Source organism: Nostoc sp. (assembly GCF_036916735.1).
In the GTDB taxonomy this organism is placed as follows: Bacteria; Cyanobacteriota; Cyanobacteriia; order Cyanobacteriales; family Nostocaceae; genus Nostoc.
Genome location: NZ_JBALFV010000077.1, coordinates 1 through 13,329, shown reverse-complemented (window position 1 = coordinate 13,329; position 13,329 = coordinate 1). Strand labels below are relative to the sequence as shown.

At 50.0% G+C, this 13,329-nt stretch carries 11 protein-coding genes and 6 pseudogenes; 12 read left to right on the top strand and 5 right to left on the bottom strand.

Annotation, left to right across the window (positions count from 1 at the left end; all coding sequences use genetic code 11):
* Window positions 1–361 precede the first annotated feature (361 nt).
* Window positions 362–469, top strand: a pseudogene (locus V7L20_RS18065) (IS5/IS1182 family transposase); the annotation flags it as partial.
* 127 nt (window positions 470–596) lie between these two features.
* Here V7L20_RS18065 and V7L20_RS18060 read toward each other — a convergent pair.
* From V7L20_RS18060 to V7L20_RS18045, 3 genes and pseudogenes are all read right to left on the bottom strand, one after another.
* Window positions 597–752 (bottom strand): hypothetical protein, encoded by a 156-nt coding sequence (locus tag V7L20_RS18060; protein WP_334735768.1) that lies wholly within the window; start codon window positions 750–752, stop codon window positions 597–599.
* 283 nt (window positions 753–1,035) lie between these two features.
* Window positions 1,036–1,212: pseudogene (locus V7L20_RS18050) on the bottom strand (IS66 family transposase); the annotation flags it as partial.
* A gap of 69 nt (window positions 1,213–1,281) precedes the next feature.
* Window positions 1,282–1,890, bottom strand: a complete 609-nt coding sequence (locus V7L20_RS18045; protein WP_334745406.1) for a TetR/AcrR family transcriptional regulator — start codon at window positions 1,888–1,890, stop codon at window positions 1,282–1,284.
* Between the two features lie 279 nt (window positions 1,891–2,169).
* Here V7L20_RS18045 and V7L20_RS18040 point away from each other — a divergent pair, with 279 nt between their 5' ends.
* From V7L20_RS18040 to V7L20_RS18025, 4 genes and pseudogenes are all read left to right on the top strand, one after another.
* Window positions 2,170–2,379, top strand: a complete 210-nt coding sequence (locus tag V7L20_RS18040) for a DUF4267 domain-containing protein (RefSeq protein WP_334735770.1) — start codon at window positions 2,170–2,172, stop codon at window positions 2,377–2,379.
* 1,045 nt (window positions 2,380–3,424) lie between these two features.
* On the top strand, window positions 3,425–3,847 hold the full coding sequence (locus V7L20_RS18035; protein WP_334745405.1) for a DUF4267 domain-containing protein: 423 nt from the start codon (window positions 3,425–3,427) through the stop codon (window positions 3,845–3,847).
* Between the two features lie 36 nt (window positions 3,848–3,883).
* A complete protein-coding gene (locus tag V7L20_RS18030; protein ID WP_334745404.1) occupies window positions 3,884–5,260 on the top strand; it encodes an FAD-binding oxidoreductase in 1,377 nt (458 codons plus the stop codon).
* A 23-nt stretch (window positions 5,261–5,283) separates the two neighbouring features.
* Window positions 5,284–5,488 (top strand): annotated as a pseudogene (locus tag V7L20_RS18025) (IS66 family transposase); the annotation flags it as partial.
* Window positions 5,489–5,803: 315 nt separating this feature from the next.
* On the opposite strand, the gene V7L20_RS18020 reads toward V7L20_RS18025, so the two are convergent.
* Both V7L20_RS18020 and V7L20_RS18015 read right to left on the bottom strand, forming a co-directional pair.
* On the bottom strand, window positions 5,804–6,715 hold the full coding sequence (locus V7L20_RS18020; protein ID WP_334745403.1) for a LysR family transcriptional regulator: 912 nt from the start codon (window positions 6,713–6,715) through the stop codon (window positions 5,804–5,806).
* Window positions 6,716–6,825: 110 nt separating this feature from the next.
* Window positions 6,826–7,002 (bottom strand): hypothetical protein, encoded by a 177-nt coding sequence (locus V7L20_RS18015; protein WP_334745402.1) that lies wholly within the window; start codon window positions 7,000–7,002, stop codon window positions 6,826–6,828.
* Between V7L20_RS18015 and V7L20_RS18010 the strand changes: the two genes are divergently transcribed.
* From V7L20_RS18010 to V7L20_RS17980, 7 genes and pseudogenes are all read left to right on the top strand, one after another.
* Entirely contained in the window at window positions 6,994–7,440 is a 447-nt protein-coding gene (locus tag V7L20_RS18010) for a hypothetical protein (RefSeq protein WP_334745401.1), read from the top strand. The two genes, V7L20_RS18015 and V7L20_RS18010, sit on opposite strands and share 9 nt — an antisense overlap.
* Window positions 7,437–8,531 carry a Gfo/Idh/MocA family protein gene (locus V7L20_RS18005; protein ID WP_334745400.1) on the top strand — a complete coding sequence of 365 codons (1,095 nt, stop codon included), beginning with the start codon at window positions 7,437–7,439 and terminating at the stop codon, window positions 8,529–8,531. Before V7L20_RS18010 ends, V7L20_RS18005 begins: the two co-directional genes overlap by 4 nt.
* Window positions 8,532–9,212: 681 nt before the next feature.
* A complete protein-coding gene (locus V7L20_RS18000) occupies window positions 9,213–10,193 on the top strand; it encodes an NADP-dependent oxidoreductase (protein ID WP_334745399.1) in 981 nt (326 codons plus the stop codon).
* Window positions 10,194–10,232: 39 nt separating this feature from the next.
* Entirely contained in the window at window positions 10,233–10,763 is a 531-nt protein-coding gene (locus tag V7L20_RS17995) for a hypothetical protein (RefSeq protein ID WP_334745398.1), read from the top strand.
* Window positions 10,690–11,081 (top strand): annotated as a pseudogene (locus tag V7L20_RS32750) (IS701 family transposase); the annotation flags it as partial. The gene V7L20_RS17995 and the pseudogene V7L20_RS32750, both read left to right, overlap by 74 nt.
* Before the next feature lie 71 nt (window positions 11,082–11,152).
* Window positions 11,153–12,671, top strand: a pseudogene (locus tag V7L20_RS32745) (GMC family oxidoreductase).
* Between the two features lie 250 nt (window positions 12,672–12,921).
* Window positions 12,922–13,164, top strand: a pseudogene (locus V7L20_RS17980) (IS982 family transposase); the annotation flags it as partial.
* Window positions 13,165–13,329 lie beyond the last annotated feature (165 nt).

Below are 13,329 nucleotides of genomic sequence, written 5' to 3'. Positions count from 1 at the left end.
AGAAGCTTTTATTTATCTAACGATGATTCGTTTGATGTTGAAGCAACTTGCGTAATTAAAATCACCTATCTAAAACTTTTCAGACATCCTCTAAGCCCTGAACTGTCGAAGCCATAAATTTACGCTTTGCTGCACCAATTAAAATGAGATGCAATTTCAATCAACAACTTTTTAAGAGAATCAGTTAATACTATAGCCACCAGTTGCCACACTCAAAAACTCAAAAACTCAGTGATTATTCAAATTACTACAAAAGGGGAGATGAAGGGGCTGCCGACGGCAGCCCCTTCATCTCCCCTTTAAAATGATTATCATTATTGTTAGGCGAATAGTTTATTTTCTGGAAGTCCCTTAAGGCTTGCTTAATTGGTGTCAGCGTTTAAGTAAAGATTATAAACGACTGCCTGAAACTTCCGAGACATTCATCTATATTGCCATGATTCGTATCATGCTTCGACGGTTGGCATAATTTTTGGCTCACTCTGACTTTTATAGGACTTTACAGGACGTGTTGCTCCTGTGCGATCGCGTTTGTGAGAGATTAACGCGATTACAAGTTTTCCCGAATCGGGAAAATCATCTAATACCGCCAGTAGCTAGGGCTGCTCTATAATCTTTGTCCAACCAGTACTAAAGCCTCGCGCAGCATAGGCGTTTAATTGTGTGTAATTGCCAGAGCGATCAAAAACACCAATAGCAGCCGCACCATTGCTAGTGTTGTAGAAAAGTTCATCAGCTAGAACTGATGACATAGGTGTAAGACTTGCAAAAGTAGCAAGATTTTCACTTTAGCAGGGATCTCGGCTCAATGCTTATCTGGGTGAAGGTTCCCAGCACACTATGCAATCGCTCGACTGCTAACCAATGGTGCTTGTGATGCAAGCACTTTGGATTGGTCGAAGTTGCATTACCACCAGACTGCTGCGGTTAGGTCAGTGCTGATGGAAAATACTAATGAAGATAATGCACGTAATCCTAAAGAAGGCGAACTTATAATGATCAGGCAATAAAGGATAAATAAAAATACGTAAGGATTCAGGTATAATATTGCAAAAGTAAAGAAGGGCGAGACAGATAATTATTAGAGTCAGCTAGTAAAGCTTGTGCAAAAAAATCAATTACAGACCGACCTTGACGTCGGCAAGTCTGCACCACCGTCAGCAAATTAGCAGTGTGTTGAAACCGCTCCATCAAACGGGAACCACCACTAACCATCTGCGTACGGGAGTTGTTCCTATCCCGCCTTAATCATTATCCCATTATGCAACGCCAAGAGCGCTGTCATTGCGATTTCTCCACCTGCGCCATCTTGTCGATTGCAAAACTGAAGACTTCCACAAGCGCCCGCAAGCGTTCTTTCTGTCGTTTAGGCGGAAATCGCTTGGTTCTTGTCAACTCGACTATGCCATGAAGGCTCGCCCAGAACAATTCCGACAGGGTTTCGGACTTCGTGCTCTGCTCAGGAAAGAGATCCAGGATTTGGGAGAACGCGAATCTCAACTCGGGAGGAGTGGCGGAATCTCCGAAAGGTACGCTCAGGCTAAGCGAAAACATCGCTTCGTATAGAGCGGGTGAAGCGGTGGCGAACTCCAGGTAGCCGCTCGCCACCGCCTCGACTGGGTTTCTGCGCTTTCCCCGTAGCCGCGCCTTCTCCAAAGCCAAGCCCAGCTCCTGGAAACCCTCAATGGCGACTGCGGCAACAATGCCCTCGCGGTTCTCAAAGTGGGAGTACAAGACGGGTTGGCTGTAGGAGATCTCGTCCGATAGCCGCCGCACGGTAACGTTAGACCATCCTTCGGATTCCGCGACCTGTCGAGCCGCACGGATGATCTGTGCCCGGCGAGCCTGCCTGTCCCGCGCCTTTCGTTCCTCAATTCGCTGGGTCGTCATACCAAAGTGATCATAGCACCGCTAGAAATTATTTTACACTGTGGAGTTTTAAGTCACTTCATTTGCATTTATAATAGCATTGCTAGTATTTCTAAAGAACAAATAAATTATGCATGCCGCTATTCCTCTTTCTCTGGCCGTCTTTGTTTCTGTCACGATTATGGTGATCGGTTACTTTTACATTGCAGATCCAGAGCGGGTCGTAGGTTCGTTTGGCCTCGAGCCGCCTGCTGCCGATGCGAACACTAGCGCCTGGCTTCGCACGAAAGGGGTCGGGATGTGGCCTCTGGATTGGCCGTGCTGACCCTGATGCTGACCACGAACAGCAAGACGGTGGGCATTGCCCTCCTAGCCCTCGCCGTCATCTTGCTTGGCGACATGTCCAACGTTCTGGCGTCAGGCGGGCGTAAAGCTACGGCGTTTTCCGTTCATGGCATGACCTGCTTAGTGATGCTTTTCGCTGGCCTCTTGCTGATCCATGCCTTCTAAACAGATGCCCCAATAGCAAGAGAACGGGTATCAAGACCTCACCACAAACAGAGCAACAAGGAGAATCCCATGCGAAAGTTTCAGCTCAGAACCTATCGTCTCCGAACAGAAGAGGCCGCTACCGCTTACCTGCCTCATTGGGTACTACATGTCAAAAGCCTTGAGCTCTTCGGCGTGGAGACGCATGCCTTCTTCTCGGCTCCCTCGGCGCCGCGGAACGTAGTTGCGCTCATAAGCTTCGGCGAGCAAGCCGATCCTGAGGTCGTCACACGTGAGTACATGCAAACTGATGCGTTCAAGCAAGACATGAGCGGATTCGATGTGGCACAGATCGAAGGCGTTGACACTCTTCTCCTTATCCCGGGAGATGGGTCACCTCTAAGCTAAAATCGCTTCCTGTAAAGAGCCGGCCGCACAACCATGCTAAAAACTGACTTCCCGGCCCCTCTCAACTTAACGTTCGTCCGAAGCCATCAAAGGAGTTGTTCATGCACTTGTTCAATGTGGCCGCTGTGTTCAGCTTGCTTCTGCTAGTGGGCTCCGAGTTTTCTGTTTCCGCGTTCGTAAACCCTAGCGCATGGCGTCTTGACCCCGAGCCGCAAGCGAGAATGCTGGGCCATTACGCTGCCGTGCTTGGTAAGGTGATGCCGGTGTGGTACACGGCCGATCTCCTACTACTCGGGGTTGAGACCTGGCTTTATCGGCACACGCCAGGGTTTGTGATCCTGCTCACGGCCAGTGTGATCTGGTTTCTTACTGTGCTCGCCACGATCCTCTTCCTGGTGCCACTAAATAATCGTGTGGTCGAAGGTGCTGCTGGATGGCAAAGAATACATCGTACCTGGGACAGAAGACATCGCGTGCGTATAGTCGCTCTCGCCCTCGGATCCATCCTATTCACATACGTCGCGGTCCGCTGAGAGATCCATGATCTGGATAAGTAACGGGAAACGCGCTTGGCGTCAGTTACAGCTGTCCATTAAGAAAATATGCAGCGATGCTCAATTTTACGGTTATCAATTCAAATGATTTGTGGAGGATAACGATGACTCAACGGAATGATTTGTCAACCAATGCTAATGATTTACCGATGAACTCCCTGCTATTTTGGCTGGTGGTTTTGCCTGCCGTTGGCATCATCTTTATTGGTGCCCGGTTTATTATTGCACCGTTGGTTGGAGCAGCAGGTTTCGGTGTACCCGTTGATAGCACAGATACTTATGCCTATCTCTGGGCAAAGGGAACGCGCGACATCGTATCCGGTTTGTTTGTGATTGTCTTTCTTTGGATAAAAGTGACTCGTCAGGTATTGTCTGCCTTTCTCTTCGTAGTGGTGCTCATTCCGTTAGGTGACTTGTTGAATGTGTATATCAACATTGGAATGAGTAACATTGCTGCACTGATGATTCATGGTGGCACGGCTTTGTACTTGATTGTTTTAGCCAGTGTTCTACTCAAAAGAAATTGAGACTGTAAAAGTGACGCTATCAAAGAGGCAAATATAATGAAAGCGGTAGAACTATCCAAATCCATAGAAGGTTTGACCGGCGCACTACAAGGTCGTGTTTGTCTGCCAGGACAGAAAAATTACGACGAACTTCGGACTCCCTGGCTGCGTGTCATCAATCAACATCCGGCATTGATTGTTGAAGCCACTTCCGTCAGCGACATCGCTGCTGCAGTGCGCTTCGCCCGCAACCACTCACTACCCCTCGGCGTCATGTCCACCGGGCACGGCATCGTCGCGGCCTGCGATAACGGACTCCTTCTACGCCTCACCCAAATGAAGCGAATTGAAATTAATTCGCAAACGAATTCTGCACGTTTAGAACCTGGGGTCACCTCGGGCGAAATGCTGAAACTCACCGAAGCAGAAGGTTGGGTGTACGCTGCCGGACAAGTCTCGAACGTCGGAGTCATCGGCTATACGCTCGGCGGCGGTATGGGCTGGCTGGTGCGAAAGCTGGGAGCTGCCTGCGAAGCTGTTCAAAGCGTTGAAGTCGTTTTGGCGGATGGTTCCGTCGTCACTGCCAGCGCACAGGAGAACGCCGATCTCTTTTGGGCAGTCCGAGGCGGCGGCGGGAACTTTGGCATCGTCGCGTCGCTCGAGCTGAATCTGGTGCCGATTAAAACAATCGTTGGTGGGGAAGCATGGTATTCCCTAAGTTCAGCCCGCGATGTTATGAGGTATTACCGCGATTGGTCTGCTGACTTGCCTGAGGACACCAGCACAGTTCTGCGCCTGATGGCGGTTGAGCCGAATGCAGATCTCCCAGATCAACTGCGGGGAAAAACCGCGTGCGCAATTGGCATTTGTCACGCCAACCCAGAGACAGCAGACGCCATGCTGAAGCCTTTGTTCAGCCACCACCCGCCGCTCGTGAACAACATCAAAGCACGCCAGCTCTCTGAAATGGCACAGTTTGACAAAGCCTCTCACCTTCCTGGAGCGCCCACGTATGGACACGTAGAGTTTTTGAAGTCGCTTTCAAACGAAGTAATTGATAAATTGGTGGCGGTGGCGGAACACAGCATTCCGCCCTTGATGCAAATCGAGGTGCAGCAACTGGGCGGGGCGCTTCAGCACTCTAATGCCGGACAATGCGCGTTTGCCCCGTCAGCGGCTCCCTATTTGCTTCACTTGGTAACACCCGTGACGCCAAAGACCACTCTGGAAGATGTTGCAAAAGCGACACAAAAGGCTTTCGCCGATCTCGGTGACGTGTACACTGGAGAGGCTAATTATAATTTCCTGCGCGGGGATGAACAGTTTCGCGTACCGAAGGCATTTGGCGAAGAGAAGTACAAGCGTCTGCGTGAAATCAAACGACGTTTCGATTCGGAAAACCTGTTCCACCTCAATCTCAACATCGCTCTATGAAATCGATAGAGCAAAACATCTTTGCAGCTTTAGGGACTGAGTATACAGGGGTACTCAGCAGCGACGAATAAGCGTGTTTACAATGGCTATCAAGCTGTTGCCCAACAAAAATGTTTGGCTCATCTACACCGTCACTTCAAAAAATTGATTCAGCTTCCAGGTCTTCATAATCAAGCGATTGCCGAAGCGTTTGTTAATTTAATTGATGAAGCCTTTAAAAATTACGCTCTTCGGGTTTGAAATTCTTGACTGCGCCTTGAATTAACAACTTTTTGAGAGAATCAGTTAATACTACAGCCACCAGTTACCACACTCAAAAACTCAATCATTATTCAAATTACTACAAAAGGGGATGAAGGGGCTGCCGTCGGCAGCCCCTTCATCCCCTTTAAAATGATTATCATTATTATTGATGGAATAGTTTATTTTCTGGAAGTCCCAGAGAGAGTATTCTAACCTCATCCAATTGCTGTTTCCAGATGCCCAAGCCCTACAGTTATGGCTACTGCTATTAGCAATCCGACACCAACAATAGCGAGCTCACTACCAACTAACATCCCAATCAGGCGGATCACGAAATCGCTCGACTAAAAAATCTACAAAAACCTGGGTTTTGGAAGGAGTGTATTGCCCTACGCCTAACACTGCAAAAACATCAGTTGTAGGGACTTTCCAATCATCAAGCACTGTTGAGAGTTGTCCAGTTTTGAGCGCGTCTCCCACAAGATATGTTGCCAGCAGCGCAATTCCACATCCTCCTAACACCGCTTGATACAAAGCTTCGGCATTATCAGCCCTGAGCCTACCTTTAATGGGTATAGCAATCCGTTGGCTTTGGTGCGAAAAGTGCCATATATTTCCGGTAGCAAGTCGTGAGAAGTTTAAACAACTGTGCTGTTCTAACTCCTTTGGTGTTTGAGGCGAACCGTACTTTTGAAGATAGAAGGGTGAAGAGCACAAGACGCGGCGATTGGAAGCCAATTTACGCACAATCAGCCGGGAATCCTGCAACTGACCGACGCGAATGGCAACATCAATCGATTCCTCCAGCACATCCACAAATCGATCCGTGAAAGATAGATCGAGATCGATCTGGGGGTAACGGTTGAGAAATTCAGATAGAGCAGGTGCAATATGCCGTTGTCCAAAAACCACAGGTAGCGTCACCCGCAGTAACCCACGCGGTTCTGTACTCAAGTGTGAGACAATCGCATCCGCTTGGTCTAGTTTTGCCAACACTTCTTGGCAATGAGATAAATACAAAACTCCAGCTTCTGTAAGTGCCACCCGTCGCGTGTTGCGGTTGAACAAACGCACGCCTAATCGCTTTTCTAAGCGTCGGATGCGGCGACTCAACGCTGATGGATCGATTTGTAAACCATCAGCCGCTTCCACAAAGCTAAGCTTTTGAGCCACAACTATAAAACTCCGAATCAACTCAAATTGATCGTCCATATATGCCATCACTCAATGCAGGGAGTGCCAAAACTAAGGTAACTTATGCATTAATGTATTGCAAAAATTCCTGATTATTGATTTTATGGCAACGATTATACTCAACATATCTAGCTAGATTTCGGCAAATTAGTCTTCAGGAGGGTATTTTCACAAAAGCGATCGCGCTGGGCGAGCGTCATTGGCACGGTGCCGCCTCCAACCAAGTCTTCATCCATATCGTAATTCAGGCAGCTACACGGACGGCAGGCAGGCAGTCTGGCTCCAAGTACCTGCGGATGTACCACCTGCCGCTGTTCGAGGCACCGAATGGACTATCCGAGGCGCTGATCGTCGGTCGAGAGAAGATGTTCGTCTCGCACTTCATGCGCCAGCAGTCCTATGACCCAACCGGGCTGGATGAGGACGCGCTAAATGAGTATGCCCGCCGACTTGCAGCACCGAGAGCGTTGCGCGGCGGCATCGAATATTTCCGGTCTCATAAAATTGATGCCGAGCATAACCGCGAGAACGCCAAAACTAAACTGCCAATGTCGGTGCTGACGATGGAAGGCACGGCAAGCTTCGGCGGCAAGCTGGAAGGGCAGATCAAGCCACTCGGCGAGAACGTGCGCGATGTGATGATCGACGAGTGCGGTCATCACACCGCTGAAGAGCAGCCAGAGCGGGTCATCATAGAAGATCTGATGAAGTTCTTCAACGAAACAACAGAGGAAACACTATGACCAAATCATTGCAGGTTGGAATCATCGGTGCCAGCGTTGATAGCGGGTGGGCGAAAGAGTCGCACGTCCCCGTAGTCCAGAAGCTGGCAAGATTGGAGTTGGCGGCTGTGGCAACGAGCAGACAGTCAACGGCTGATGCTGCTGCTAAAGCTTTTGGCGCGAAGGCAGCTTATGGCAAGGCAGATGATCTGATTCGAGATCCGGACGTTGACCTCGTGTCGGTTTGCATCAGGGTTCCCAATCACCGTGAGTTGGTCTTGGCCGCGATCGCGGCGGGCAAGCACGTTTACTGCGAGTGGCCATTAGGCTGCAACATCACCGAGACTGAGGAAATGGCGGCAGCCGCGCACACCGCAGGAGTCCACGCAGCGATCGGTCTTCAGACGCGGATGAACCCCGCCGTGCATCGCGCCCGTGAGATCGTCGCGTCTGACGCGATCGGGCGTTTGCTCAGCGCACGGCTCTACTCCGGCACTGCCGCCTTCAGTCCGAAAATAGCGGCGGCAGATTCCTACCTGGAGAACGCCGAGAACGGTGCCACCCTCGTGTCTATCCACGGCGGACATGCGCTCGATCTTGCCATCGCGGTGCTTGGTCGGCTCGAAGACGTGACCGCGCTAGCCACGACCCAGTACCCCGAAATTCAGGTCGGCGACGACTCGATGCGGCAGGCGCGATCAATCCCCGATCACCTTTTCGTGCAGGCGCGTTTTGCTAGTGGTGGGGCGTTGTTGCTCGAAGTGGCTGGGGGTCGTCCGCCTGAGGCATCGCGGTTTCGCCTGGAAGTGGTTGGCGATAAGGGCACCCTCGCGTTGGATGGCGGCGCGCCGCGAGGCTTTCCAACGGGTCGCCTGCGCCTTTCATTTAACGGCGAGTCTCAGCCTGTAGACGACGGTGAGACGGCATCGATGCCGGACACAGCCGCCAATGTAGGAGGAATCTACGCCGCCCTGCGCGATGATATTGCCCAGGGAACATTGACTGCTCCCGACTTTACTCATGCAGTTCGCCTGGCGCGGCTTGTGGACGATGTGCTATTGTCGGCACAGACCGGAACTCGAAAGGCGACTGCGGACTGGCCTGTGCAGTAGCGATCGTGGTGATCGTCGTGTCCAGTCCGGTAGACCAACCGCGAATTCACCTGTGCTGTTGAATAATCGGCAAATAGTCATTGTTAACCGGATGGAGTACCGTTTCGGTCACAAGTTGCTCAACCCTGACTGCTGAGTTGTTAGGTATACGGTTGTAGCAGAGTTCAACAAGATTTAACCAAAGGATTAAAACCATGGCAATCACTTCAGAAACTGTACGATCCATCTTTGCAAAACTCTCTAGTGAAGCGCCAGACGAGTTTTTCCAGCATGTCGCAGACAATGTCAGTTGAACCGTACTAGGCACCCATCCCCTCGCGGGACTCTACACGTCCAAACACGATTTTCAGGAGGCGACTTTTGCTCGTCTTGACAAGCTTTTCGACAGTAGCTTAAAGTTATTCACTCGCCAAGTGCTGGTGGATGGAGACCAAGCAGCCGTCGAACTTTTCGTCCGAGCTACTGCTAAGAGTGGCGTACAATTCAACAACAACTACTGCTGGATTTGCCGTTTTCAGGGCGAGCAAATCGTGGAAGTTCACGCCTATCTTGATTCTGCACTAGTGGCGGAAGTGATCGAGCGTAGATGAGCGGAAGCTGTCATTATTTGTAGCGGCTTGCAATACTAATCACTCCAGCTTACAAACAAGGCAATTTTCGGCTCAAATTGAGGATAGCATTATGACAAATGCAGCAGCAACTGTGGAGATCGTTGCGACTGGGTTCGGCGACCCGGACGTGCTCAAGGCCGTGGCGATCAATCCTCGCTCGCCTGGGCGGGGCGAGGTCGAGATCCAAGTCCGCGCCGCGGGCGTAAACCATGTCGATTACAAACTCTACTCTGACCCAGAGTATATGAAGAGCCACGGGGAGAGCGCCCCCACCTTCCCGTTGCGGCTCGGCATCGAGGCGGCTGGCGTAGTGACTGCCGTCGGCGCAGATGCGACAGGACCGGCCGGACCAATCGTTGTGGGCGACGAGGTGATCGCCTACCGGATCTCCGGAGCCTATGCAAACACAATCACCGTCTCTGCGTCGGAGGTCGTGCCGAAGCCTGCACAGCTTTCGTGGGAGCAGGCTGGCGCGATGATGCTAGATGGCACTACTGCTTCCCACGTGCTTGGCGCCGTGCACGCTCGGGGGGGACAGACGGTGCTGATCCACGGCGCAGGCGGCGGCGTGGGTCTAGCGGCGGTGCAACTGGCGGTGCTCGAGGGCGTTCGGGTCATCGGTACGGCTAGCGAAAAGAACTTTGACGCGCTTCGCCGCTACGGTGCCGAGCCGATCAAATACGGCGACGGACTGCTCGAGCGAGTCCGGGGTATCGCTACAGGTGGTATCGACGCGGCGATTGACCTCGTCGGAACCAAAGAGGCGATTAATGTCTCACTCGAGCTTGTAAGTGATCGCTCGCGCATCGCCACGATCGTTGCGTTCGACCGTGCCAAAGAAATCGGCATCCAGGCGCTCGGGGGCGCTCCAGGACAAGATGATGAAGGCATTGCGATCCGCAACGCCGCGCGCCTGAGGTTGACCGCATTCGCTCAAGCCGGAGCCTATGACGTGGTCGTCTCCCGAAGCTTCCCGCTCGCTCAAGCGGCAGACGCTCACCACCTCCTCGCAAAAGGCGGCGCTGGCGGTCGTATCGTCCTGATCCCCTGAACCTGCCGCTTCGATGACAGCGTATGGAGGCACTAATCTATGACCATGTTGGACGACCGAAACTTCCCTGCGATGGTCATCACCACCGAAGAGCAGTTCACCAACAGCGACATCCGAAACGCCGAACTTGAGAGGGCGCGACACGCGTTGGCGTACCTCAAGCGTAAGATCAGCAATGACACAATGCGCGACCTCCTCGAAGGCGAGATTGCAGAAATGACAGCACCGGTGCGGGGCTGGGTCGAGGCTTCACGGGGCGTATGGCAGACCGACTCAGTGGAGATGGTTGTCATCAGACCAACCGCAGAAGACTTCTACAAATGGTACAGCAACGCCCTGACCAACTCGCGGGAGCCAGAGCTGCGCGCTGGTCATCCCGAGCATTTTATCAGCCATCCGCGAGCAGGCGGCATCGAGGTGGTAGAGAATATCGGCGAGACGGATCTTCGATGGCGAATAATCTATCAGATGCTTCCAAAGGACGTGACTTCCCAACTATTCTGGAAGGCATCATCGTACAGTCAAAGGTATTCAGCTAATTACCTTGTATTACACGGAATTATCGGGTAAATCTGTACCTGTAAATTATCAAATATATGACAAACAGGATGGTCAAACTAAAAATGATTATTTACGAGACATGATTACTGAGGTAATGGGAAAGGGGTTTAGAGCCGAAAACAGTGACAAAGTAGCGCTTGGTATTCCAGTAATAAAAACCTGAAGTTCTTTAAAAACAAGGGATTAGAGTTTTTAACTGGTATAGCCAAAAATCGTTGATGTTCAGTTGATAGTAAAAATTTTACCCAAATCCAAAATCTAGAAATTCCAGAGAACGGTTTAATAGTGCATCTAAAAAAGTTTGGACAAGTCAAAGTATTTCGTCGATGATGTAGCCAGTTTGAACAAAAGTCTCAGTTGCAGTTTTTGCAAGAATTGAATGCCAAAGCGAGGATGACATGACTCAATACGATTATGTAGTAATTGGTGCTGGCTCAGCAGGTTGTGTTGTTGCCAATCGTTTGACACAAAACAGTGAAGCAATGGTAGCTGTTGCTTGAAGCAGGCAATGCAGCGACCAAACCTGAAATCGAAACGCCTGTGGCTTGGTCAAGCTTGCTAGGCACTGACGTTGATTGGGCTTACTGGTCTGAACCAGAACCTCATCTCAATGGACGAAAAATCTTGTGTTCTCAAGGCAAAGTTGTTGGCGGCTCTAGTGCGATCAATCTCATGGTTTACATTCGAGGCAATCGCTATGATTTCGACCATTGGCAAGACCTCGGCAATTAAGGCTGGAGCTATGAGGAAGTATTGCCTTACTTCAAGAAATCAGAAAACCAGCAGCGTGGAGCCAACGAATTTCATGGGGTTGGTGGTCCTTTGAGCGTCACCGATCTAATTGCACCTTCCGTTCTCTCAAAGCAATTTATCAAAGCCGCACAACAGATAGGTTATCAGCGCAATCCCGATTTCAATAGCGCACACCAAGCAGGCGCAGGACTGTATCAATTAACCGTAAAAGACGGCAAGCGACACAGTGCTGCCGCCGCCTTTCTCCTACCGATTTTGTCACGTCCGAATCTAACAGTTCAAACCAGGGCATTAGTGACTCGGTTACTGTTTGAGGGAACTCGTGCGATTGGGGTCGAGTATCTGCACAAAGACACCTTGCACCAAGTTTATGTCAATCACGAAGTGATTCTGTCGGCGGGTGCCTTCGATTCACCCCAACTGTTGATGCTCTCTGGAATTGGTTCAGCGAAACACTTAAAGACCTTAGATATTCCAGTGATTGCTGATTTGCCTGGAGTCGGACAGAACCTGCACGATCATCCGCTAGTAGCCATTAGCTACCAGTCTACCCAAGTGCTGCCCCCACTCCCAGCAACCAGTAATGGAGGAGAAGCCGGACTATTCCTGCACAGCAGCAAAAGCAACGAGGGTGTACCTATCTTACAGTTTTTCTTTAACCCAGTTCTATGGGAGAGTCCAGATGACTTTTCCGGATTTACCTTTAGGCTCAGTCTACTTCAGCCTTAAAGTCGTGGTACGGTCAGGCTGCGCTCCGCGAACCCTGCTGATCCACCTGTGATTCAAGTGAACTATCTCGAACATGAAACTGATTTACAAGTGCTGGTAGAAGGCATTAAAATCGCACGTCAACTTGGTCATGCGGGTGCTTTTGATGAAGTTTTGGAAACGGAATTGGCTCCCGGTATAGATGTCAGCAGTGATGAAGCGATCGCAGCTTACATTCGACAAGCGGCTAGTACCTGTTGACATCCTGTAGGAACCTGCAAAATGGGCAGTGATGCGCTGGCGGTGGTAGATGCTCAACTCCGAGTTCATGGCATTCAAGGATTACGGGTTGTCGATGCTTCTGTGATGCCAACCATTCCATCTGGAAATACGAATGCACCGACCATCATGATTGCTGAGAAGGCAGCAGATTTAATTAAAGCTGAATGGCATTAATAAAAGCCGAAACACTTGCGGGTTAAGCAGTTTGCAATTGCTTTCGTAATTCGTGCCGAGGTTTCGTCATTAAAGGGTAAGCTTTCGGGCGACGTTTATGAACTCGTGCTGGTTGTGTTGCAAAAACTAGGGCTAAACTGGTAGAAATGCTGTTGTGCTAATAACCCAAGTTGCTAGTTATGCTTGCAGGTCTTTAAATGGCGTTGCATAAATAATAAAATCCCCTCCAGAGGAAAAATTGGGAGGGGTAATGCTAAACGAAATAATTACAATTTATGCTATCACTGATGACCTGTTGAAGGTGATTAGGCATAAAGACGATATTCGTCGTGCGATGAGTGAGGCAGAAATTATTACAACGGCGTTGGTTGCGGCAATATTATTTAATGGTAATCATAGCAATGCTTGTAGCTATATGAAAGACCACAATTTAATACCAGATATGTTAGAAAAGTCACGATTTAATCGGCGATTACACAATGTCGGAATGCTAAGGGACTTCCGAAGAATAAATTATTCCAAGAAAAACAAGAGACAAGATTTTTAAAGAATAATAATCATTTTTTGTGGGGAGCAACGCGATTTTCTGAAGTCGGATAAAAAACGAGCGTTCGCTAAAACATATATATATTTAAGTAAATAGTTCTTTTTATCATAT

What these genes read in the sequence shown, in the direction of transcription:
- V7L20_RS18035 (WP_334745405.1), top strand. Translation starts at nt 3,425, where the DNA reads ATGACTCAACGGAATGATTTGTCAACCAATGCTAATGATTTACCGATG.
- V7L20_RS18060 (WP_334735768.1), bottom strand. Translation starts at nt 752, where the DNA reads ATGTCATCAGTTCTAGCTGATGAACTTTTCTACAACACTAGCAATGGT.
- V7L20_RS18005 (WP_334745400.1), top strand. Translation starts at nt 7,437, where the DNA reads ATGACCAAATCATTGCAGGTTGGAATCATCGGTGCCAGCGTTGATAGC.
- V7L20_RS18030 (WP_334745404.1), top strand. Translation starts at nt 3,884, where the DNA reads ATGAAAGCGGTAGAACTATCCAAATCCATAGAAGGTTTGACCGGCGCA.
- V7L20_RS18020 (WP_334745403.1), bottom strand. Translation starts at nt 6,715, where the DNA reads ATGGACGATCAATTTGAGTTGATTCGGAGTTTTATAGTTGTGGCTCAA.
- V7L20_RS18045 (WP_334745406.1), bottom strand. Translation starts at nt 1,890, where the DNA reads ATGACGACCCAGCGAATTGAGGAACGAAAGGCGCGGGACAGGCAGGCT.
- V7L20_RS18000 (WP_334745399.1), top strand. Translation starts at nt 9,213, where the DNA reads ATGACAAATGCAGCAGCAACTGTGGAGATCGTTGCGACTGGGTTCGGC.
- V7L20_RS18010 (WP_334745401.1), top strand. Translation starts at nt 6,994, where the DNA reads ATGTACCACCTGCCGCTGTTCGAGGCACCGAATGGACTATCCGAGGCG.
- V7L20_RS17995 (WP_334745398.1), top strand. Translation starts at nt 10,233, where the DNA reads ATGACCATGTTGGACGACCGAAACTTCCCTGCGATGGTCATCACCACC.